The 20,734-nt window shown below is 40.8% G+C and carries 23 protein-coding genes, 1 pseudogene and 1 riboswitch; of the genes and pseudogenes, 14 read left to right on the top strand and 10 right to left on the bottom strand.

Features of this window, described 5'->3' with window-relative positions; genetic code table 11:
• The first annotated feature begins 9 nt into the window (after positions 1-9).
• The 6 genes from LJE72_RS10900 to LJE72_RS10875 all read left to right on the top strand — a co-directional run bounded on the left by LJE72_RS10900 (position 10) and on the right by LJE72_RS10875 (position 5,240).
• Positions 10-153: a hypothetical protein gene (locus LJE72_RS10900; RefSeq protein ID WP_200797925.1), complete on the top strand. Its 144-nt coding sequence runs from the start codon at positions 10-12 to the stop codon at positions 151-153.
• A gap of 247 nt (positions 154-400) precedes the next feature.
• Positions 401-1,759, top strand: a complete 1,359-nt coding sequence (locus LJE72_RS10895; RefSeq protein ID WP_229247681.1) for an MFS transporter — start codon at positions 401-403, stop codon at positions 1,757-1,759.
• A gap of 136 nt (positions 1,760-1,895) precedes the next feature.
• Complete coding sequence (locus LJE72_RS10890; protein WP_229247606.1) at positions 1,896-2,753, top strand: methyl-accepting chemotaxis protein; 858 nt, start codon at positions 1,896-1,898, stop codon at positions 2,751-2,753.
• A gap of 45 nt (positions 2,754-2,798) precedes the next feature.
• Positions 2,799-4,229 (top strand): MFS transporter, encoded by a 1,431-nt coding sequence (locus LJE72_RS10885; protein WP_229247605.1) that lies wholly within the window; start codon positions 2,799-2,801, stop codon positions 4,227-4,229.
• A gap of 103 nt (positions 4,230-4,332) precedes the next feature.
• The gene (locus tag LJE72_RS10880; RefSeq protein ID WP_229247604.1) at positions 4,333-4,668 is read left to right on the top strand and encodes a DUF6951 family protein; all 336 of its coding nucleotides are present in this window, start codon (positions 4,333-4,335) and stop codon (positions 4,666-4,668) included.
• A gap of 17 nt (positions 4,669-4,685) precedes the next feature.
• A complete protein-coding gene (locus LJE72_RS10875) occupies positions 4,686-5,240 on the top strand; it encodes a DUF2284 domain-containing protein (RefSeq protein WP_229247603.1) in 555 nt (184 codons plus the stop codon).
• Positions 5,241-5,387: 147 nt separating this feature from the next.
• Here LJE72_RS10875 and metA read toward each other — a convergent pair whose 3' ends face one another.
• From metA to crcB, 3 genes are all read right to left on the bottom strand, one after another.
• Positions 5,388-6,311, bottom strand: coding sequence for a homoserine O-acetyltransferase MetA (gene metA / locus LJE72_RS10870; protein ID WP_229247602.1), 924 nt, complete (start codon positions 6,309-6,311; stop codon positions 5,388-5,390).
• Between the two features lie 133 nt (positions 6,312-6,444).
• Positions 6,445-7,737: a homocysteine synthase gene (locus LJE72_RS10865; RefSeq protein ID WP_229247601.1), complete on the bottom strand. Its 1,293-nt coding sequence runs from the start codon at positions 7,735-7,737 to the stop codon at positions 6,445-6,447.
• Between the two features lie 135 nt (positions 7,738-7,872).
• Positions 7,873-7,979, bottom strand: a riboswitch (SAM riboswitch).
• A 511-nt stretch (positions 7,980-8,490) separates the two neighbouring features.
• Positions 8,491-8,865, bottom strand: coding sequence for a fluoride efflux transporter CrcB (gene crcB / locus LJE72_RS10860; protein ID WP_229247600.1), 375 nt, complete (start codon positions 8,863-8,865; stop codon positions 8,491-8,493).
• Between the two features lie 288 nt (positions 8,866-9,153).
• Between crcB and LJE72_RS10855 the strand changes: the two genes are divergently transcribed.
• Together LJE72_RS10855 and LJE72_RS10850 are read left to right on the top strand one after the other, a co-directional pair.
• Positions 9,154-10,080 carry a LysR family transcriptional regulator gene (locus tag LJE72_RS10855; protein WP_229247599.1) on the top strand — a complete coding sequence of 309 codons (927 nt, stop codon included), beginning with the start codon at positions 9,154-9,156 and terminating at the stop codon, positions 10,078-10,080.
• 91 nt (positions 10,081-10,171) lie between these two features.
• Positions 10,172-11,248, top strand: coding sequence for a radical SAM protein (locus tag LJE72_RS10850; RefSeq protein ID WP_229247598.1), 1,077 nt, complete (start codon positions 10,172-10,174; stop codon positions 11,246-11,248).
• A gap of 62 nt (positions 11,249-11,310) precedes the next feature.
• On the opposite strand, the gene LJE72_RS10845 is transcribed toward LJE72_RS10850, so the two are convergent.
• From LJE72_RS10845 to LJE72_RS10825, 5 genes and pseudogenes are all read right to left on the bottom strand, one after another.
• Entirely contained in the window at positions 11,311-11,730 is a 420-nt protein-coding gene (locus LJE72_RS10845; RefSeq protein WP_229247597.1) for a YueI family protein, read from the bottom strand.
• 91 nt (positions 11,731-11,821) lie between these two features.
• Positions 11,822-12,292, bottom strand: coding sequence for an HAD family hydrolase (locus tag LJE72_RS10840; protein ID WP_229247596.1), 471 nt, complete (start codon positions 12,290-12,292; stop codon positions 11,822-11,824).
• Positions 12,293-12,337: 45 nt separating this feature from the next.
• Entirely contained in the window at positions 12,338-12,520 is a 183-nt protein-coding gene (locus LJE72_RS26525) for a sensor histidine kinase (protein WP_312038920.1), read from the bottom strand.
• Between the two features lie 193 nt (positions 12,521-12,713).
• Positions 12,714-13,133, bottom strand: coding sequence for a hypothetical protein (locus tag LJE72_RS26520; RefSeq protein ID WP_229247595.1), 420 nt, complete (start codon positions 13,131-13,133; stop codon positions 12,714-12,716).
• Between the two features lie 55 nt (positions 13,134-13,188).
• Positions 13,189-13,497 (bottom strand): annotated as a pseudogene (locus tag LJE72_RS10825) (response regulator); the annotation flags it as partial.
• A gap of 251 nt (positions 13,498-13,748) precedes the next feature.
• On the opposite strand from LJE72_RS10825, the gene LJE72_RS10820 reads away from it, so the two are divergent.
• The 3 genes from LJE72_RS10820 to LJE72_RS10810 all read left to right on the top strand — a co-directional run bounded on the left by LJE72_RS10820 (position 13,749) and on the right by LJE72_RS10810 (position 15,374).
• Complete coding sequence (locus tag LJE72_RS10820; protein ID WP_229247594.1) at positions 13,749-14,228, top strand: permease; 480 nt, start codon at positions 13,749-13,751, stop codon at positions 14,226-14,228.
• Positions 14,225-14,764: a permease gene (locus LJE72_RS10815; protein ID WP_229247593.1), complete on the top strand. Its 540-nt coding sequence runs from the start codon at positions 14,225-14,227 to the stop codon at positions 14,762-14,764. The genes LJE72_RS10820 and LJE72_RS10815 overlap by 4 nt, the downstream gene beginning before the upstream one ends.
• An 88-nt stretch (positions 14,765-14,852) precedes the next feature.
• Positions 14,853-15,374, top strand: a complete 522-nt coding sequence (locus tag LJE72_RS10810; protein WP_248286313.1) for a DUF2179 domain-containing protein — start codon at positions 14,853-14,855, stop codon at positions 15,372-15,374.
• Positions 15,375-15,630: 256 nt separating this feature from the next.
• On the opposite strand, the gene LJE72_RS10805 is transcribed toward LJE72_RS10810, so the two are convergent.
• Entirely contained in the window at positions 15,631-15,894 is a 264-nt protein-coding gene (locus LJE72_RS10805; protein ID WP_229247592.1) for a hypothetical protein, read from the bottom strand.
• Between the two features lie 278 nt (positions 15,895-16,172).
• On the opposite strand from LJE72_RS10805, the gene LJE72_RS10800 reads away from it, so the two are divergent.
• A complete protein-coding gene (locus tag LJE72_RS10800) occupies positions 16,173-16,601 on the top strand; it encodes a universal stress protein (protein ID WP_229247591.1) in 429 nt (142 codons plus the stop codon).
• A 197-nt stretch (positions 16,602-16,798) separates the two neighbouring features.
• Positions 16,799-17,227, top strand: a complete 429-nt coding sequence (locus LJE72_RS10795; protein WP_229247590.1) for a universal stress protein — start codon at positions 16,799-16,801, stop codon at positions 17,225-17,227.
• A gap of 95 nt (positions 17,228-17,322) precedes the next feature.
• On the opposite strand, the gene LJE72_RS10790 is transcribed toward LJE72_RS10795, so the two are convergent.
• The gene (locus LJE72_RS10790) at positions 17,323-17,832 is read right to left on the bottom strand and encodes a hypothetical protein (RefSeq protein WP_229247589.1); all 510 of its coding nucleotides are present in this window, start codon (positions 17,830-17,832) and stop codon (positions 17,323-17,325) included.
• 756 nt (positions 17,833-18,588) lie between these two features.
• Between LJE72_RS10790 and LJE72_RS10785 the strand changes: the two genes are divergently transcribed.
• The gene (locus LJE72_RS10785) at positions 18,589-20,199 is read left to right on the top strand and encodes a sigma-54 interaction domain-containing protein (protein ID WP_229247588.1); all 1,611 of its coding nucleotides are present in this window, start codon (positions 18,589-18,591) and stop codon (positions 20,197-20,199) included.
• The last annotated feature ends 535 nt before the right edge of the window (positions 20,200-20,734 follow it).

The raw sequence follows: 20,734 nt of genomic DNA, 5'->3' as shown, positions 1-20,734 counted from the left end.
GAGGATAAAATGGATTCGAAATATTATGTAACTTGGGAAGAATATTTAGCAGAGCACCCAGAATTAGAGGGTAAGCCTCAACAAGCAATTGCACCAAAAATCGAAAAGTATGAAGATGCAATGTTTACCTTTATCATGGATTTGTTATTGTAAGTCAATCATATTAAGGCTGATTTTAAGGGCAACACCGGACCTCAGAAAAATCATTAGCACGTGCTGCAAAGGAATGTTTTATTGAGGAAGGAGGTTGCCTTCCTTTGGCCTAAAATATTTCTGAATATTCTAGTAATTGGTAAATAATTACAATAAATTATACGGAAGGAGGTGCGAAGAGGGGAGATTATGAGAATAAAGCTGATTAGCTAAAGAAATTGAGTATGAGAGGAGATTTACTATGGAAATGGAAAAGAGATTAAAAAAGTCGGTTATTAATCTTTACGGATTGCCTTCCTTTGGGTTCCAGTTATTTGTAAACATGGAGGTATTCTATTTCGCGGCATTTTTAACAGATTTCGCCAAGCTGCCTATGGCTTTGGTTGGTACAGTATTACTGATCACTAGTATTTTTGATATTTTATGGGTTCCTACTGCAGGGGTCCTTTTGGAAAAGAGCAATATGAGGTGGGGTAAATACCGTTCATGGCTGCTTGTAGGACCACCTTTTGCTGCCTTGTTCTTTGTTTTACAGTTTTCAAAAATCGGCTCTCCAACAATGAATGCTATTATTATTACCGTCGGATTTGTCGTCAGTCATTTAATCTGGAATATTTTTTATGCTGGACATGTTGCCTTGAATTCATCCATGACTACTGTACGAGAAGAAAGAATTGCTATGTCGACAAACAGGGGGATGTTTAATTCCTTAGGTGCTATCGCCTTTTCCTTAATTGGTATGAAGATGATCTTGGCTCTTGGCGAAGGAAGGAACCCTGCGACAGGTTATACCCTAACCGTTGTAATTACAGGAATTGTCATGATTGCTTCTTATTATGCCTTGTTCTTTATGACCAAAGACTATGCATTTCACGGAACCGCAGTTCAATCAGGAAAACCTGCCGAAAAAATGCCTATTAGCGAGATGCTGAAACAGATCGTGGTAAACCCTCCTCTCATGGGCTTAATGTTAGGCGAACTTGGAAGATATTTAGGCAGGTTTGTTATCTTTGGATTAGCGTTCTATTATTTTAAATATGTTGTCAATAATCTGGCAGTCATTGCAATATTCATGACGGGACTTAACGTGGTCTGTTTCTTTGGCGCTTTGATTGCCAATCCAATTGCTAAGAAATTCGGAGAACGAAATACGTATATCTTGTCACTTTCAATCTTTATAATTGGACTTTTGGCTGTATGGGCCTTACCAATGAATTATGTTTCCTTCATGATTATAATGTTCATTGCCTATTTAGGATATGGAATGCCTGATGCCTTAGGTGTTGTTATGTATTCGTCTACGGTTGACTATGGCGAATGGAAAACCGGCAAGAATGCCAGAGGGTTTATCATGTCCTTAATTAGTTTTCCAATCAAGGCAGCTATTCTTGTCAGAAGTGTCATAATTACGGCTGTACTTGCTGGGGCAGGATATGTTGCAAATATGCAAGCGACACCGGTGCTAATAGACTCTATCAAGAACGGATTAACTCTGATTCCTGCAGTCATAATGCTCGGAGGGTTATTCTTCATTATAGTCTTCTATAAAATTACCCCTCAAAGCCTTGCAAAAATGCAAAGTGAAATCGCGGCAAGAAAAGCCTAGTCAAAACTAGGGGTTTATGCCAATTCCAAAAATAAGAGAGATGATTGTGCTTCATCTCTCTTATTTTCACTTCAAACAGTAAAGCGATTATTCGTCCTTAAGTATTCGTTACTATAAATAGGAGTTGAAGCTAAATATGGAAGAAAAAGATCTGCAAAAATTTATTGATGTAATGCCAATTTTAAACGGAGTGATGCAGGACGATATTACCACTATTGTGTTTGATCTTAGAAAAGAAATAATTGCAGCTTATGAACCAGGCCAACTCAAAATGCCTTCAAAGGTTGGGGACCCCATTAAAAATATGGAAAACTATAATCTTGTTAAGAGAAGTAAAAAGCAATTGCCGTCCATAGTTCCCACGCGATTCTTTGGAGTTCCCGCAAAAGGCCTTCTCACGCCAGTGTTTGATGAAGCTGGAGAGGTTGTTGCCATTGTATCGGTTTCCAAGAGCATCGAAAAAGAAGCAAAAATCGAAGAAGGTACTTCCAAGCTTTTCTCCTCTATGGAACAATTGAACGCTGGTGTTGAGGAAATTGCTTCGAGTTCACAACACCTATCAACTTTCATCAAAGAAATGGATGAATTCAGCACGCAAACTGAAGAAAAAATAAACGAGATCGACAGCATAATAGAGGATATTAAAAACATATCCAAACATTCAAATCTCTTGGCTTTAAATGCGTCTATCGAAGCAGCGAGAGCGGGAGAGGCCGGCCGAGGATTCAGTGTTGTTGCAAAAGAAATGGGCAAACTCTCAAGCTTAAGCAAGGATTCGGCTGAAAAAGTTGCAGGGTCACTTTTGGAAATCAAAAAGGCGATTCAATTTATAAGTGGGGGAATTAATAAAACAAGCCTTTCCTCGGAAAACCAAGCTGCGGCGACTGAAGAAATGGCTGCTACAGCCGATGAGGTTGTTTTAATTGCAAAGCAGCTGGCTGATTATGCTAAGATTCAAACGGTGGATGAATTAATCAGGCAGAAGAAGATATAACTACTTCTTATCTATTTAGAAGGATTGTAGGAGGAGATGGTTAACATGGCAGAACAGAAAGAAAAAGGATGGCAAAGGTATCATACGATTTGGCTAATGCTCTTTATTGGCTGGGTTGTCTCCTATGCTGACCGAACATTGACGGGCCCGGTCGTTACCTGGATGATTGCAAATAACGTTGGTTTTTTAGAAGCGGCCAGTAACCCTCATGCTCTGGGCGGTTTGCTGGGAAGTCTGTTTTTCGCTGGATACATGCTGACACAATTTCCGGGAGGGTACTTTGGTGATAAGTTTGGGTACAGGACGATCGTTGTTATCAGTATCTTTTGGGCGGGCATTACCACCTTATTAACGGGATTAACAGGCGGATTAGTGGCCTTTATTGCCTTGCGGGTCTTCACCGGACTTGGGGAAGGGGTTCTCTATTCTAATGACCGCTCTCTGGTTGCCGAAGTGACTCCGCCTAATAAGCTGGGTTTAGGCATGGGAGTGGTCATGGGCGGACTTACTGTGGGCTTGTCTGCCGCTTTGGTAGGAACAGTATACTTAATTGAGTGGGCCCAACCTTCAATGGGTGTCAATGCTTGGAAAGCGCCTTTTCTTATCTTGGGGACAGTTACAATTATTGTTGCAGTCTTTATTCGTCAGGCTCTAAAACCTCAAGGAAAAATGGGTTCTGAGAACTTCGGCAAGGCCTTATTCAATTTGCTTAAATATGCTATTGTATTCTTGGTGGCCATTATGGCCGTCTATTTCATAACAGATGCTTTGCATTTAAACGATGTGATGATTGCAGTTATCTTAACCTGTTTAGCGTTTGTATTAATTGCCTTTATCTTTATTAAGAAAGGTCATGAAGTTAGCCCGATATTAAAGGACAAAAATCTTGTGCTTATCTATATTTCTTATATTGCGATATTATGGCATCTCTGGTTTTATGGTTTTTGGGGGGGCGCCGTAATCAAGGATTTTGGCGGCGGTACTCTGGCGTCTGCACTGTTGGTTATTTCGTTTAATGCTATAGCTGGGGTAATCGGCTTTCCTTTAGGCGGAAAAATCTCAGATATGGTAGCCCATAAAACTAATGGTCGTCGTAATGTCTTAATTGCGATGGAAGCACTTTTGACAGTCTTTATCTTTGTTTTTGCCGCCTATGTCATGTCCGGAGGAAATGATATGGTTGTGCAATCAGTCATTCTCTTTGTTTCGGGTTTAATCTTTTTTGCCTTGCAAGCGGTTGCCCACGCCCTTACCTCGGAAATTGCTCCTGTTCATTTACGCGGAGCAGCCTTTGGAATGCTGAATCTTGTGTCTGAAATTGGAGCAGTATTATCGCCGGTAATTTCGGGTGCCATTCGAGACAGCACAGGAAGCTGGGGAACACCCTTGATATTAGACGGTGTTTTAATGGGTATCAGCTGTATTATGATCATGGGAGTAAGTACGAAACTTGCGGATAATAGCAAGCAGGTGTAAGGTTTGAATTTGGGAATAAAGAAGTCCCGGGCAACGGTGCCCTCCCAAAAGTACGGGATTTCTCTGAGAGAGCTACATTAACAGAGCATTGGAGGGACTTAAGATGGCAACAGGAATTATTCACTGCGGGGCCTGTGGTTTTACCATTAATGCCAAGGCGGTGAGCGATGACAGTCAGTCAAGTTCTCGAAGAAGCAAGATGATAAAACTGGAGATAACAAGCGATTGTCCTAATTACCAAAAGATTGCCAAAGAGTTGACTGAAGTTGATGCCTACAAGGAAATTCTGCATAAACTTCATACAGGAAAGGTTTATGAAATTTTTGCCAAATATAGCCCCCATCCCAGCTGCCCGGGAGTTTCAGGAATTCTTAAAACCGTGGAAGTGGCGACTGGGATGGCATTGCCACAAAACGCCAGCATAAGCGTAACGAAGTAGAAAAGGTGGCAATTGGAATGGAAACTGTTATAAATAATCTGGTCAAGGACGCCCTTGCCTTAAATGCAACTCATGCTTCAGTTGCAGAAGTGGCTGAGATCAAGTTTAATGAGGATTTCAGAAAGCTGTGTGAGCAGAATTCCTGTGGATCTTACAATAAAAATTGGATGTGCCCTCCTGCAGTGGGTCCTATCAAAGATTTGAAAGAGAGGGCCATAAGATTTAAGCAGGGTCTTTTGTTCCAGACTGTCCACCCAATAGCAAGTTCTCTTGACTGGAAAGGTATGATGGCGGGAGGGGCCAATCACACGAAAATATTCAGAAAGATACTCGAGTGTATGGAAAATAACTACAACTTTAAAGAAATCCTCCCCTTGAATGCCGGTCCCTGTACTTATTGTACAAAGTGTGCCTATCTCGCGGGAGAAAAGTGCCAGTTTCCTGATAAGGCTGTGTCCTCAGTTGAAGCAAATGGAATTGACGTAATGGACTTGGTAAAAACCTCTGGAATACCTTATTATAATGGTAAAAATACAGTTTCCTATGTAGCGCTGATCTTATTTAATAGTTAATTAAGCATCTTCGCTGGTACACCCTGTCAACCGCCCGGAAGGTATGGCGGCCTATAAAGCTCCAAGGGTTGTAGAATATCCAAATAGGGGTCGTGCTGAAAGTTTGAGCACGACCCCTATTTGGATATCGATTTAAATAATCGTTAGTTAACGACCGCCTAAATCATAGGGAGTCTCTTGATAGACATAGTAATTTAACCAGTTTTGGAAGAGTAGACTTGTATGCGAGCGCCAATTGTGAATTGGCGTTTTAGAAGGATCATCATTTGGAAAATAAGTTTTTGGAAGAGCAATAGAAAGTCCTTTGGCAATGTCTCGATCATATTCCTCTTTTAAGGTTAATGTATCGTACTCTGAATGTCCCGTTACAAAGACTTGTCTTCCATCTTTGGATACGACGATGTAAATACCTGCTTCGTCAGACTCGGATAGAATCTCTAATTCTGGGTGTATTTGAAGGTCAGAACGCTTGATTTCGGTGTGCCGAGAGTGGGGAACATAAAATACATCGTCAAAGCCTCGGAGGAGCTGCATTCCATTCAAACCGCTTTTATTAACATTGTGCTGAAAAACCCCAAACATTTTCTCGGCAAGAGGGTATTTAGGGATACCATAATGATGATACAGACCAGCTTGGGCTCCCCAACAGATATGAAGAGTGGAGGTTACATGAGTTATTGTCCAATCCAGGATTGTTGTAAATTCTTCCCAATAGGTGACTTCCTCAAATTTTAAGTGCTCAACCGGGGCTCCTGTAATAATCATACCGTCAAACTTTTGGTGTTTGATTTCATCAAAATTTTTATAAAAAGAATCTAAGTGTTCCTGTGCCGTATTTTTAGATATATGTGTGTCAATACGCAAAAGCACAATATCAACTTGTAAGGGCGAATTGCCGAGCAGTCTCAAAAGTTGTGTTTCGGTAGTTTCTTTAATTGGCATGAGGTTGAGTATCACAATCTTCAAAGGACGGATATCTTGGTGAAAGGCTCGTTCTTCCCCCATGACAAAGATGTTTTCTTGATGCAATATATCTAGAGCGGGCAAATTTTCAGGTATTTTAATTGGCATGGATAAACCCCCTTTTGAGACGTCAGGCTCGATGTACGCGGCGTTTCGAAATTCAAGATACAACTGTCGCACATCGAGTTCGCCTCATATATTTTAGTGCAAGGACTGCGAGAAATAACATTGCTGTTTGAACTTATGCTCGTTGACTGGCCGCCAGGGCTTGATCCAAGTCATACAGCAGATCGTCAATAGTCTCTATTCCGATGGACAGGCGAATCATATCGGGTGAGACTCCTGCACTGCGCTGGGATTCTTCATCAAGCTGTTGATGAGTGGTGCTTGCCGGATGAATGACCAGTGATTTGGCATCCCCGATGTTGGCTAAGTGAGAAAATAGTTTAAGGCTGTTAATGAACTTCTTACCTTCGCTCAGGCCGCCTTTAAGGCCGAAGGTAAAGATTGCACCAGAACCTTTAGGCAAGTATTTTTGAGCAAGTGCATGATAGGGGTTATTTTTAAGGTCAGGATAGTTAACCCAAGTGACTAATTCATGTTGATCGAGAAATTCCGCCACTTTTTTTGCGTTTTCAACATGGCGCTCCATGCGCAAGGGAAGTGTTTCCAATCCTTGCAAGAACAAGAACGAGTTAAAAGGGGAAAGGCAGGCTCCTGTGTCGCGGAGCAAGGATACTCTAGCTTTGGTGATATAGGCAGCATTACCGCAGGCTTCTGTGAAGATAATGCCGTGGTAGCTAGGATCCGGTTGACTTAGTCCCAAAAATTTGCCATTGCTCCAGTCGAATTTTCCGGAGTCGACAATCACTCCTCCAATGGAAGTGCCGTGTCCGCCAATAAATTTGGTAGCAGAATGAACGACGATGTCCGCACCGTATTCGATGGGTCGACATAAATAGGGTGAAGCAAAGGTATTGTCAACGATAAGGGGAAGGCCGTTTTCGTGAGCAATATTAGCGATCTGCTCAAGATCGGCAACATTAATGAGCGGATTTCCGATGGTTTCAGTATAGAGCGCCTTGGTGTTTTCTGTAATTTTGGAGCGGAATTCTTCTGGTTTGTCAACATCAACGAAGTGGACTTTGATGCCAAGCTTAGCAAATGTATAGGCGAATAAGGTGAAAGTGCCACCGTAAAGAGAGCTTGAGGCCACTATTTCATCCCCGGCTTGGGCGATGTTTAAAAGGGCATAGGTTATAGCAGCTTGGCCGGAGGCGGTAGCAAGTGCACCGACCCCTCCTTCGAGCAAGGCAATGCGTTGCTCAAAGACGTCTTGTGTAGGGTTCGTGATTCGAGTGTAGATATTGCCGGACTCCTTTAAGGCGAATAAATTGGCAGCATGGTCCGTGTCGTTGAAGACAAAGGAGGATGTTTGATAAATTGGAACAGCGCGGGAATTTGTCGCAGAATCTGGGCTTTGCCCTCCATGTAAGGAAATAGTTTCGATACCTAGTTGTCGTTTCTCAGTCATGATAAATCCTCCTAGTAATTTTTTAGAGAGATACTAATTGAGTTTAGATTTGCGAGAGGGAGTATTGTTACAGTAGTTGGATAAATAAAAACGACCACTTCAAGAGAAGCGGTCGTGATGTTATTTAACACGCTGCTCTCATCTCTCAGAACCTACGGTTCTGTTGGAATTAGCACCTCATAGCTTATGCTATCGGTTGCCGGGCATCATTGGGCCAGTCCCTCCGCCACTCTTGATAAGAGAAATTCTATATTCAGTTGTCTTGCTTGGAATATAGCTTACTATAAATCAAATTTGGGCTTGTGTCAACATACAGTTATTACTAATTTGGCGTGTTATATATAATCTATTCCTTCATGAATGGTATTGAATGCCATGGGGACGGTTCATAATGACATGTGACAGGGAGACGGTTCTTTTGTCCTGGACAGGAGAAGAACGAAATCGCTGCGCGATGGCTTCTTTACAACAGGCTCCATGTGAGTTAGTATAATCACATAAGTTTCAAAGCCAGATGGAAAATATGTCGAAAAATATTGCTTTCCCATAGCGTATTTCAACCCGCGACTTCATTCTTCTGGGGCAATCAAAAATTTTGCAATTCGATTATGAAGTAGTCTTGATCATATCCCAACAGTCGATATACTCGACAGTTGGGATATTTTACGTGCAAAACTTCCGATTGCGCCCTTTAAGAACCGTCCCCGTGTTTTGGTCCGTGTCTAGCGATGAACGTGTTTGAAAAGGTATCATTTAGAGTAAGCGGGCTAAGCCCACTCCCAGTGCTACCCCAGAAAAACCTACGATGATGCTGAGCAAGGTATATAAACCTGCTGTTAAAAGGCTTCCACCTTCAAGTAAGGAAATCACTTCAAAACCAAAGGTGGAGAATGTCGTAAAGGCACCCAAAAAACCGACGCCGATTCCCAGGCGCCAGAGAGGGCTGACGTTTAGTCGTTCTACAAATAATATATGCAAGAAGCCTAAGAGAAAGGCACCGATGATATTAATTAAAAATGTATGAAGCGGGAATTCATGATTCCATCTATTTGAAAGATATATTCCAAGACCATAGCGGGAAAGAGCCCCGAGTGCACCTCCCACAGCAATGACAAGTATAGTTTGCATTACTTTAACCTCTTATCTATCGCTAAATTTGAAAGAATATTCTAAAATTGAATAGATCTATTATATTATTAAGAGCAGGTATTAGAAATTTGTTTTTCTTTATTTATAATAATATATTAAACTAATGTTAACAACCATGGCTCCCACCATTAGTTGCTGGATAAGATTTTTAATTCAGAAAGGAAAGCTATCTGTTGGTAAAGACGTTGTGGAATCGTTAGAAAAGAAGTATTATTATACAAATCTATTAATGCTGAGATCTAGAAACTTAAAACTGAGGTGTAATCTGTGATTAATGATCCCTTAAAAATCTTCGTTACTATAGTTGAAAACAAGGATTTGTCTCAGGAGGCAGAAGAACTTTATCTATCTCATCCCAATGTCAGTTCGCAAATCCAGAGCTTGGAAGAAGAACTCGGCACAAAGCTTGTTAACAGCTCTTCAAAGCATTTGGAACTTACGCAATCGGGCGAGATATACTATGAATACGCTAAACAAATTTTGCTTTTGCAGGAAAAGGCTAAACAGGAAATCAAGAGGATTTCAAATGTGCTTACAGGGAATCTGAAGGTGGGAGCCAGCTTTACAATCGGAGAATATATTTTGCCCTTTGTAGTGGCGGAATTTGCCGCTCAATATCCAAAGGTAGAGATTGAAACGTCTATCGCTAATACGAGAGAGATAATCCAGGGGGTTCAAGCTAACTCTTTAGACATTGCCCTTGTGGAAGGAGAAGTCGATTATCATTCGGATATTCTCGTCCGTCCATTGATGGAGGATGAAATTATTTTATTAGTACCGAACCAACATCCCTTGGCTAGGCTCCCCATTGTTACCCATGAGCATCTTCAAGACCAAGTGTGGATTCTCAGAGAAAGCGGTTCTGGAACTCGTGCGTTCAGCGATAAACTTTTCCAAGAATGGGGAATCAAGGCCAGAAAATCTTATATCTTTGGAAGTGGTCAAGCTATTAAGCAGGCGGTTACAGCTGGATTAGGAATTGCACTCGTCTCACGTTGGATTGTGCGCAAAGAGTTAAATGCGAAGGAATTAAAGACGATCAGAATTAAAGGAAATCCGCTGACTCGTTCTTTTTACTTAATAGGACCGAAAAATCACGAAACCTCCGAGGCCATGGAAGTCTTCACCGAGCAACTTTTGACTTTAGAGTCTACTACATGGAGGAAATTGGGTAAAAAAGGAATCGTAATTTAATGGGATTCTAAATAGTTGTTTGTCTGCGATTACTGAGCTATTTTGTAAAGAGTATCGTGAAAGGGCTCAGAGTTGAGGGGAGTGACCTAGTATGAAAGATGTGGTTGACTTAGTTTTTCATCCTGCGCCTTCTATTGAACGTCTTTACCTGGAGTTAACCAACCGTTGTAACTTGTCTTGCGAAATGTGTTACCGACAGAAGTGGCAAGAACCCATGGGGGATATGTCGATAGAAGTCTTGAATTCGATTGCCGGTGAGGCAAAGGTTTTCCCTGATCTACAGGAGGTAATCCTTGGAGGGATTGGAGAACCGACGATTGCCAATAATTTTCGACAAGCCGTTGAGCTGTTCGTTTCTAGGTATAAAGTTTCTGTGACTACGAATGGGACTACGTTAGATGATGAATTGATCGATTTTCTGGTTTCTAGGAAAGTAGCAAAGATAATTTTGTCGGTTGATACGACAGATGTTCAGACATTTGCTTCCATTCGCCATCAAAATGTACAAGGGATCTTAGAAAGTACACGTCGTATAGCAGAACAAAGTGTCAAGGGAGGACCAGAGATTATATGGGAGTTTCTAGTTATGAAAAGCACTCTTCCATATCTGGTAGAAACTGTACGCCAAGCGGCAAAATTGGGAGTATCTCGAATCTTTGTTTCCCATGTTATTCCCATGAGAGAAGAGATGCTGGCAGAAACTCTATATTATCCCACTAAGTCTTCCGAGATGGATAAAATTTTCCAAGCAGCTATGATTGCGGGGCTGTCAAAAGGCGTGGAGGTAGTCTTGCCCCAGAGCGAGTTGAAAACAGATCGATATTGCAAGTTTGTAGAAACACAAAGTGCGGTTGTACGTTGGGATGGCCAGATTTCTTCCTGTTATCGATTTCTCCATTCTTATCCTGAGTATGTTTTTGGGAGATATAAGCTGATTGATTCCTATAGTTTCGGTTCACTCGAGAAGCAATCGTTGCTGGGAATCTGGACTGCGCCTAAGTTTATGAGTTATCGTTATAATGTTCTGCACGGGGAATACGCATCGTGTCCTGATTGTAAGTGGGTCGATGGCTGTGACATGGTTCTTCGGGCAGACATGGATTGCTTAGGTCACGCTCCAGCGTGCGGAGATTGCCTTTGGGGGCGAGGAATAACAGTCTGCCCATAAGTCTTATTTTTGATTGGATTATTGTGAAGATATTCCCAATCTACTTTAAACAAGCCCCAAGGTCATATGGCCTTGGGGCTTGTTACATCAATATTTTCTATGTCAACTGCTTCATTGCTCACAACAACCAATCCGGTCTCACCGGTAAGTTCGGGATCATGAATCATAGTATAAGATTTCCCCATTTCTCGGGCGAACTCTATGTACTTATCGGTAAAGCGCGGACTCAAGGTTCCATTTATAAGCATCTTCGAGTTCTTTGTATGATTCAGGGCTTCCTTAATTTCTGGGTAGATTAATTTCTCGGCAACTTGCTTTTTTGTTAAACGCAGGATGATGCGTTCGCGGAATTCGCCGAGATAGTTTAATTTTTCATCGTGTTTCAATTCAGGTATGCCATGTATTCCTAAAGCTATTCTTTGGAGGGATGTGTCCTTATTAACCAGAGTAGGCAAAACATCAGCATTTAGTTCGGATTCCATGTGGGCCTCCTTTTAAGTCTTTGTTACTGATATGATTTACCTTTATCTAGAGGATATACATTTTGATCACGCTGTTTTTTCCTTTTGTGTTTCAGAGTCTTAAGGTTGCTTTGAGACGTTTGGTCTCTAGGAATAAACCAAGGGCATCATCTATGTTATTGACAATTAAATCGGCAGATAGGAGAGCTTGCGCGGAGGCACCCTCGTAGCCGATGACGGCAATGCCCAAGCGGGCATGTTTAAGCATTAATTGATCGTTTGCTCCGTTTCCGATAGCTACAACTTCACGAGTGCCGAACTGTGACACATAATCTGCTTTTTCTTTGACGTGTTCTATGCCCTCTAATACCTTTACCTGTACAGATAACCCTTCGCATTGCTGTACCACAGTACCGAAGGTATCTGAAGTAAGAACATGGATTTCCAGAAAAGGTGACAGACTGCTGATACTTTCTCTGACAGATTTAAACATTTGCCCGTCAAAAGCTAATGTTCCGTTGTAATCAAGAACTAATACCTCGAGGTTCATAGTTTCCCGGCCTGGAATAACAGCTTGAATCATTTCAATTTCCTCCCCTGAATTTAGTTATAGTAAGTGCAGTTTTCATTACAGTGGCAGTTTAATCTCTATTCCGGTACCTTTGCCAAGTTCACTCTGAACAGAAACCTTGCCGTCATGAAGCTCGAGCAGGTGCTTGGCTATAGCAAGTCCCAGTCCTGTGCCTAGGCCTTTACGGGATCTGTCAACTTTGTAAAAACGGTCCCAAATATAGGGGAATTCATCTGCCAAGATTCCATACCCTTGATCGCATTGTCTAAAAAAATAACAAATAATTGACGCAGACGATCATAATCTCCTAGAAAAAGAGGCAGATCTGATTTGGGCTGATAGAGAATTTTAATCTCTTTTTGATCGGCAATTGTTTGCAGACTTTTCGCAAGGTCAGCAAGAAGGCTAGAGATATGAACCCTATTTTTATGAATCATGATTTTGCTGGATTGAAGGCGGGAAAGCTCCATAAGATCTCCGGGCGGGTAAAGAGCAGGGAGTAGAAAATCCCCAACCAATGGCTAGCAGAAGTGCCCACAAAAAGACTGATTGCTAAAATTCTAACTGCCTTATTCAAGGTTGCCGTTACTCCTGTTACATGAGTATGCAACAACACTGAGCCAATAACTCGGTGGTCGGAATCAACGATAGGAACGCCCACTGTAAGAGTAGCTTCATTATAGACGCTGCTGAAACTTTCACTGACGGATTCTTTACCCTTTAAAACCTCTTGAATAACCGCTTCTGCCTCCAAGGGCAGTGGATCAGAGTTATACATCTGTCCCTGACCCATACCTTTTCCAAAACCGAAATTTTGCCCATTGCCATTACCACTGCCTTTGCCCATCTCCATCCCTGACTTCGTTGAGGGGTTTCCTTCTTTGTAAGACTGAGAAGTTGACCGTTTAAGGTTTCACAATGTAGTCATCTGCACCAATGTCCAGCCCCATGATGCGGTCGCCGTCATCTCCCTTGGCAGTAATTAAGATGATGGGTACATTCGAATTACTGCGGATTTCCTTACAAACTTCGAACCCATCTTTTTCTGGTATCATAACATCTAAGAGCAAAAGCACGGGTGCGAATTCATAAAATTTCTTCAAGGCTTCTTCATCATTATGGGTTACAATTGGTAAAAAACCTTCTTCGGTGACATGTCTGTGAAGTATTTCCAGGATGTCATCATTATCATCGGCAATTAGGATATGCTTGTTCAAAATGACACCTCTCTCATTTTTCTAATTCAATTGTAGCACTAAACTAAGTATTGTTTGTGACATAATTGCGTCATAAGGAGTTGACTTATATATTTAGTGGTAAATAGGCCTATCGTCATTAGGACATGCGACTAGAAGCTTTGATTATTGCAGATACAGATATTTACAAAAAAGCAGATGAGGTAGAGACTGGGTTAGAGCAGAATCTGTGCGCTGAAAAGCTGAGGTATTTTAGAAAGGAGTGTATGAACATGTTTGCGATTATGATGTACATTGTGGCTTTCTGCTTGCTTATTCTTTCATTTATAAAAGATAGAAAAAAGACGTTACTAGCTATGAAGAAGGCCTGGAAGTCTTTTGAAAATATTCTGCCCCAGTTCCTAGCGATTATAGTTATTATAGGGATCATGCTGGCAATCTTGAGTCCTGAGGTTATTTCGGGATTAATCGGAGAGAAATCAGGGTGGTTGGGGATGTTAATGGCTGCTCTGGTCGGTTCAATTACCCTAATACCTGGATTTGTAGCCTTTCCATTAACTGCGGCTTTGTTGAAAAACGGTGCCGGTATCATGCAAATCGCGGTATTCATTTCAACCTTAATGATGGTTGGAATCGTGTCAATCCCTCTGGAGATAAAGTATTTTGGAAAAAAGGCAGCCTTACTTAGGAATAGCTTAGCCTTCGTATTTTCGTTTATAGCAGCGATAGCAATCGGGGTGGTGTTGAGATGAAAATGCTGGCTAAACGATACAAGTACTTCTTGGCACTGATTGTAATTAATATCGTGGTTTACGTTTTGTATCCATCAGTTGGCCAAAAGTCAATGAACATCACATGGAACAATACGGTGGAAATGCTTTCGGTAATACCACCGATATTTGTATTATTAGGGCTATTAGATGTATGGGTACAACGAGAAACAATGATCAAATTGATGGGCGAGAAATCGGGGATAGTGGGTATTCTGATAGCGTTTTTCTTAGGTTCGGCTGCAGCTGGGCCATTATACGCAGCTTTTCCTATAGCTGGAGTACTCCTGCACAAAGGGAGCAAGTTTTCTAATGTCTTAATTTTTATTGGGGCTTGGTCTACTACTAAAATACCAATGCTCTTATTTGAGGGGTCTGCGATGGGCTTGAATTTCATGCTGACTCGGTTTGTAATCGACATTCATGGAATTATGGTTATAGCTTATGTCACTGAAAAGCTATTAAATGAAAAAGAAAAACAGTACATTTATGATCAGGCTGGTAATGTTGTAGCATGACGGAAATTAGATCTATTCGGTGACAAGGCGGGTTTAAAAAGGTAGAATATAGGGAGACAGATTAAAGCGAGTGGAAGTGGAGGCTAATATGGAACTTGTTCTTACAATCATTGGAATTAACGTGGTCTATGTGTCTTTATACACCCTGAGAATGATTTTCGTAATAAAAGGGCAGAGGATTTTGGCATCTATTCTTTCTGTAGTTGAGATTTTTGTTTATATGACAGGGCTGGGGATTGTCCTGCAAAATCTTGATAATTATTGGAATCTAGCCGCTTACTGTGTTGGTTATGGATTAGGAGTGTATATCGGCAGTCGAATCGAGGAATATATTGCTTTAGGTTATGTAACTGTTCAGGTAACAGTAGATTGTGTTGAAATAGAATTGCCGTCAATATTACGGGAATCTGGATATGGTGTTACTTCTTGGTTAGCTGATGGTAAAGATGGTAAACGGCTAATGATGCAGGTTTTAGCAAAGAGGAGCAATGAACGTAAGCTGCTTGACATTCTCAATAAGAATTGCCCCAAAGCTTTTGTTGTTTCTTATGAACCTAAAAATTTTAAAGGTGGATTTTGGATTAAACGAATGCCCAAACCTTTTGAATAGTGAAGCAAACAGCCCTTATGGTAGGAATCTATCATAGGGGCTGTTTGTATGGGCATAACTAAGGGGCAGAAAATATATTTTGGGTGAAAGCCGCTCGGCGATACTCTATCCTACGCCGGTAGGCATTTTCGTCGGGGTCACGGCTTCGGCGATACTCTCCACCGGAGATTATCGTACCGAAGACTATCGTCACCGAAGTAGAGTAAGGCGCACCCACTTACAAGAAGTGGGAGTCTCGAAATGATAAAATAGGTAACTAAGCTTTGTATAAAAACCATTTACAAGTATTTAGCTCATATTTGAGTTCGTACAGTTTTAATAGCCCATTGAGTTCGCTTTGGCAACGAAAAATAATCATACGATTACCGGCAAGTTTCTCTTCGGAGCGGGTCAAGATTCGGTCTACCTTAACCACTGCGTTGGAGGCATCAGCGGAAGTCATTTTATATCGAATAGGATTAGGGCTTCCTTCTAGTGTAAACCATGCAATCATTTCGATTGGCTGCATTAAAATCTTCATCTATATCACCTAGCCTGCATTAAAGAATGTACTAATAGCTGTCTATAACGTTACTCTAACAGAACAAATGTTCCCTGTAAAGAGCATATATGTTTTCGGCGTATATTATTCCTCAGAATATATTTTTTGAACCAAAAGCTAGCGAGACTTTTCTGTCTTTATTACTATTTTAAATAGAACTCTTAAAATGTTTATTAAATTAAGAAGGATTCAAATAATAAGTGTAGAATAGAGTGTATAAGCATAGCGAATAATCTAAATAGTTAGGAGCTGAGTTTATGTTTAAAAAGATTTTAGTAGCTACAGATGCCTCGGAGTATTCACAACGAGCGCTAAAGACTGCTTTAGAAATTGCACAGAAATATGGTGCTGATGTTGAACTTCTCTTCGTTACGTACATTAGGGAAGCGTATTGGGGCTATAATGTGACTTATGGCGTTTTAGTTCCTCAGGAACAAATTGACGAATCAGGAGAGCGGGCCTTAGACGCTACACTTGAGGGTATTGAAGTAGGGGATGTCGTTTTAAAACGGAAAAAGGTACAAGGATATCCAGCGACTATGATCTTAGAAGAAGTTGAGAAAGAGGGAGTTGATTTAGTGGTCATGGGGAGCCGTGGCTATGGACCGATTGCGGGTTCTTTGTTAGGAAGTGTGAGTCAGCATGTCCTCCATCGTGCAGAATGCCCTGTTCTTATTGTTAAGTAAATAAGGTCTTAAATAGTTAAAAATTATGAAGACAATATGATTACGCTATTGACTGGCGATATATATAATGATAATCTTCAGATGTAGTCATTATATTCTGTTTTTGCCGTAATTTAGTTTACCAAGTCCGCAGATCCCCATAGAAGGCAGATCATTAGAAAACAGTTGAAAGATCTGAATTAGGAGGAGGGTGAAGCATGTTTAAAAAGATATTGGTAGCCACGGATGCTTCGGAGTATTCACGTCGAGCGTTACAAAATGCTTTGGATCTTGCCCGGAAATTCCAGTCTGAAATCGTGCTTTTGTTTGTCACGTATAATCCGGAAGCTTATTGGGGTTATAATTCAGCTTATACCATAGAAATTACGCGAGAAGAGATTGAAGAAAGAGGGCAGCTGACGTTAGAAGAATCCATTAAAGGAATCGATATTGGCGGCGTCCCCTTTAAGAAAAAAATGATACAAGGACACCCATCGACTGTAATTGTAGAAGAAGTTATCAATGAGAATATCGACTTGGTAGTAATGGGAAGTCATGGCTATGGGCCAATAACAGGAGCTGTATTAGGTAGCGTGAGTCAGCGCGTCCTGAGAAAAGCAACCTGTCCTGTTCTTATCGTGAAATAAAGCAATGCACTGAACATTGAAAAGGCTGTTGACATCAAATTTGTCGACAGCCTTCTTAAATTTGAAATTGTATAAGTTAAGTTTCCGGTAAGGAACTAAAACGGAAGGCCCATACGTCGAATGAGGGCAAATCCTGCTCGCTTTGCGAGAGGGAAGAATACTTTGCGTACAAGAGGCAGGCCGACACGCCGGATGAGAGGAATTCCTACTTTGCGTGCTAAAGGAGGGCCAACGTGTTGTGCGATTGGAAGTCCTACTTTGCGTGCCAAGGGAGGTCCGAATTGCTTCATGAGGGAAGGTCCGTATTTTTTCAGAAGAACTCCAGCCTGTTGTTGCCAGAGGTCAGGAGATTCTGCTGTTGCGGAAGAGGATTGCGGTAAAGTTGTTTGCTTTTGAATAGGAGACGTCGGTTGAGGTACTGGTTGAGTTATAAGTTGACCTACCGGCCTATTCATTGATTCGGAAGCCGGTCTGGAATTCTGTTGTTGGTCAATTGATGGCCCGGGCCCCTGCTGCTGAGCAGGCTTAGTTTCCTGCCGTTGCATGGGGGAGAACCTGTTGTATTGAGTTGGGGAGTAACCCCGTTGCCCCATCAACGATTTCATGGGCAAGCCCCCTTATATAAATGTGTCAATCCTTGAGTTCATAATACAAGGTATGCATTTTCAAGAATAATGTTACATATAAGTTAATAATTGGATCAAACGTGTAGAAGGACAGCTCTTTTAACACAATTAATAGGTTAAAAGACCGTCCCCCTTGTTGTGAAATTAAATAATGTTAAGTAGGGCGAGGACAAAAGAAATGATACAGGTGTCCATAGAGTCAAACATTCAACTTAAGTCGGCCGAGATCAATGAGAGATAATGAAATCTAGAGACTGGTAATGTTTCTAGGCGTTCTGTAAAGGTCATTTCATTTGTCCTTTCTGTTATAATTGTTATGTACTATACATGTATGACATTTTCTGTAGTATTATATAGTTTTCTTACTATGCCTAAAAATACAAAATAAAGGAATTGGAAGGATTATTCAATTTGTCATTTTGGAAGGCTATTTATCAAATTAGTAGTCACTTGGCATTGTTTAGATCTTAAGAATAGCGCCTTTAGGTAAGTGTGTGGCCTGTAATAGTAGATTACTTGGGGTATGAGAGATTGAATAGATTTCTTTTGATAAAAATAAATTTCGACATTTTCCTGTTCAAACGGTTATTATAAAGGTAGCAAATGGGACTGCTTGGGTTTAAGAATGGGGATATTTTTGGATTGCGAAGAGAATTGGATTGATAAGTTTCTACTAAGTTCAGAGGTTATTTAAGTCATCTTGCTTTGTTAATAATTGTATTTGTGGAGGTTGGAATGAGCGATCATTATGATTTGGAAAAACTTATAATGATCTTGCCAATTTTGGCAAGAACAGCCGGTGGCTATGCAACCATTACTGACTCTGAAGGACGGAGATTATGTACAGTTGATTGGAATGGAACGGAAATAAAAGAACTGGATAATGAGATATACGATCTGGCGAGAGAGGCAGCTCAAAAGGCTTGTCCGTTAATCGGCGTTTCTCAAATAATAGATCAGGCTGATGCCTGGGCATTGCCAATGGGTGAATATGTCTTATCGTGCAGTAATGTAGAACGACTTAAAAGAGAACAAAAATTTCTGGATGCCTTAATAAAGGCACTTCCGATGATTGCTCAAGTGGCCGGTGGGGAAGCCGTGATTTTTAACGATATTGGTGAACGGTTATTAAGTTACTATTCCAATGGAAGCGAACGACACCAATTGAAGGGTCAAGCAAGTAAGCAGGCCAGACAAGCCATGGTTTCCCAGGAGCCTGTAGTAGGAAAGTCTTTTTCAGTTAATGGAGCAATGGCGGTACGTATTCCTATTACAGATAAAATTGGTTTCGGATTTAACAATGAAAATGCAGCCCGTCAACATCAAAAATTATATGATGAAGTTAAAAAGTTTCAAAGTGCGAACTATTGCTTTGAAGACATTATAGGAGAAAGTGAAGTACTAGCAAAAACCAAGAGTATGGCAAAATTCGTAGCAAATGGTGTTTCCTCAATTCTTATTTATGGAGAAACAGGAACCGGAAAGGAATTGTTTGCTCAATCAGTTCATAATGCCAGTGAACGTCGATATCGGCCGTTTGTGGCGTTAAACTGTGGGGCTTTACCAGCTTCACTCATTGAGAGCAATCTCTTTGGTTATGAGGAAGGGGCTTTTACTGGGGCCAAGAAAGGGGGAAGCCCTGGGGCTTTTGAACAAGCGAATGGGGGGACTATCTTTCTCGATGAAATTAGTGAGATGGAAATCAGCTTACAAACTAAATTACTAAGAGTTCTTCAAGAAAGAGAAGTAGTACGGGTTGGCGGATTCAAGGCTCAGAAAATTGATGTTAGAGTCATCTCTTCCACCAATAAAGAATTAAACGATCTCATTGCGGATGGAGGGTTTCGGCAGGATCTCTTTTATCGCCTAAATGTGGTCCAGTTAAAAATCCCGCCCTTAAGAGAGCGGGTTGGGGATATTGCTTTACTTGCCAAATATTTTATTCATAAATTTTCTTTTTCCTTTGGTAAACTAGTTGAAGATATTGACCTTAAAACCTTAAAGATATTGCAAAATTATTCTTGGCCGGGAAATGTCCGCGAACTTCAAAACTGTATTGAATCGGCAATGAATATGGTGCGGGAGGAGTCGATACTACTACCGGAACATTTACCTCTTCATTTGCGACAAGGGCAAAGAATTTTGAAAGAATCTGTGATAGTTGAGATTGGGAATGAAGAGCTTAATTTAAAAGAAGCATTGTCAGGGGCAGAAAAACTAATTATTCAAAGGGCGCTGGAAATGGCTAAGTATAAAAAGGTCAAGGCAGCTCGCATTCTGGGAATAAGTACGGCAACCTTATGGCGGAAACTAACTGAATATGGGATGGAACAAGAAAAAATATAATTTTGAAAGCAACTATTACACTCAGGTGTCAATGAAGAGATGTTTCATTTCAAAAATGAAACGAAGCGTGTCGCCGTTGAAATAAAACTGAATAAACAACCTGTTTAATTGGGAGAACTGTTTCAATAATGAGTTGGTGACCCTGCTTTTATTTGGAGATATTAGCCTGAAATATAGAGTGTACCGCCAGAATACTCCCTAAATAGACGAGGTGGAGGTTATTTTAGGGTATAATTATTGGCATAGAATTTGCAATGTAAGTTTAGTAAGCAATTAAGCATTAATCGTTAATCAATTAAGACTTTAGTTGATAATTTGAAAAGTATGCAAGGCAATGGTGCCTTAGGTCGAGTACAAAACTGACCTAAGGCACCATTTTGATTATTTGAAAGAAGGGGTGTTTCTCTCAATGTTAAACCACGGTAATCTTTATGATTATTGGCTCGCAAATTTTGGCTCATTTCCACTGATAATATTTCGCCAAAAAGAAAAGAGAATTCATATTTGCAATAACACATTGCAAATATGAAAGGGA

The sequence above is a fragment of the Desulfosporosinus shakirovi genome (assembly GCF_020595055.1).
Taxonomy (GTDB): domain Bacteria; phylum Bacillota; class Desulfitobacteriia; order Desulfitobacteriales; family Desulfitobacteriaceae; genus Desulfosporosinus; species Desulfosporosinus shakirovi.
The sequence above is the reverse complement of the archived record's forward strand: the minus strand, read 5'-3'. Positions and strand labels throughout refer to the sequence as shown.

What these genes read in the sequence shown, in the direction of transcription:
- LJE72_RS10900 (WP_200797925.1), top strand. Translation starts at nt 10, where the DNA reads ATGGATTCGAAATATTATGTAACTTGGGAAGAATATTTAGCAGAGCAC.
- LJE72_RS10895 (WP_229247681.1), top strand. Translation starts at nt 401, where the DNA reads ATGGAAAAGAGATTAAAAAAGTCGGTTATTAATCTTTACGGATTGCCT.
- LJE72_RS10890 (WP_229247606.1), top strand. Translation starts at nt 1,896, where the DNA reads ATGGAAGAAAAAGATCTGCAAAAATTTATTGATGTAATGCCAATTTTA.
- LJE72_RS10885 (WP_229247605.1), top strand. Translation starts at nt 2,799, where the DNA reads ATGGCAGAACAGAAAGAAAAAGGATGGCAAAGGTATCATACGATTTGG.
- LJE72_RS10880 (WP_229247604.1), top strand. Translation starts at nt 4,333, where the DNA reads ATGGCAACAGGAATTATTCACTGCGGGGCCTGTGGTTTTACCATTAAT.
- LJE72_RS10875 (WP_229247603.1), top strand. Translation starts at nt 4,686, where the DNA reads ATGGAAACTGTTATAAATAATCTGGTCAAGGACGCCCTTGCCTTAAAT.
- metA (WP_229247602.1), bottom strand. Translation starts at nt 6,311, where the DNA reads ATGCCAATTAAAATACCTGAAAATTTGCCCGCTCTAGATATATTGCAT.
- LJE72_RS10865 (WP_229247601.1), bottom strand. Translation starts at nt 7,737, where the DNA reads ATGACTGAGAAACGACAACTAGGTATCGAAACTATTTCCTTACATGGA.
- crcB (WP_229247600.1), bottom strand. Translation starts at nt 8,865, where the DNA reads ATGCAAACTATACTTGTCATTGCTGTGGGAGGTGCACTCGGGGCTCTT.
- LJE72_RS10850 (WP_229247598.1), top strand. Translation starts at nt 10,172, where the DNA reads ATGAAAGATGTGGTTGACTTAGTTTTTCATCCTGCGCCTTCTATTGAA.
- LJE72_RS10845 (WP_229247597.1), bottom strand. Translation starts at nt 11,730, where the DNA reads ATGGAATCCGAACTAAATGCTGATGTTTTGCCTACTCTGGTTAATAAG.
- LJE72_RS10840 (WP_229247596.1), bottom strand. Translation starts at nt 12,292, where the DNA reads ATGATTCAAGCTGTTATTCCAGGCCGGGAAACTATGAACCTCGAGGTA.
- LJE72_RS26520 (WP_229247595.1), bottom strand. Translation starts at nt 13,133, where the DNA reads ATGGAGATGGGCAAAGGCAGTGGTAATGGCAATGGGCAAAATTTCGGT.
- LJE72_RS10820 (WP_229247594.1), top strand. Translation starts at nt 13,749, where the DNA reads ATGTTTGCGATTATGATGTACATTGTGGCTTTCTGCTTGCTTATTCTT.
- LJE72_RS10815 (WP_229247593.1), top strand. Translation starts at nt 14,225, where the DNA reads ATGAAAATGCTGGCTAAACGATACAAGTACTTCTTGGCACTGATTGTA.
- LJE72_RS10810 (WP_248286313.1), top strand. Translation starts at nt 14,853, where the DNA reads ATGGAACTTGTTCTTACAATCATTGGAATTAACGTGGTCTATGTGTCT.
- LJE72_RS10805 (WP_229247592.1), bottom strand. Translation starts at nt 15,894, where the DNA reads ATGAAGATTTTAATGCAGCCAATCGAAATGATTGCATGGTTTACACTA.
- LJE72_RS10800 (WP_229247591.1), top strand. Translation starts at nt 16,173, where the DNA reads ATGTTTAAAAAGATTTTAGTAGCTACAGATGCCTCGGAGTATTCACAA.
- LJE72_RS10795 (WP_229247590.1), top strand. Translation starts at nt 16,799, where the DNA reads ATGTTTAAAAAGATATTGGTAGCCACGGATGCTTCGGAGTATTCACGT.
- LJE72_RS10790 (WP_229247589.1), bottom strand. Translation starts at nt 17,832, where the DNA reads ATGAAATCGTTGATGGGGCAACGGGGTTACTCCCCAACTCAATACAAC.
- LJE72_RS10785 (WP_229247588.1), top strand. Translation starts at nt 18,589, where the DNA reads ATGAGCGATCATTATGATTTGGAAAAACTTATAATGATCTTGCCAATT.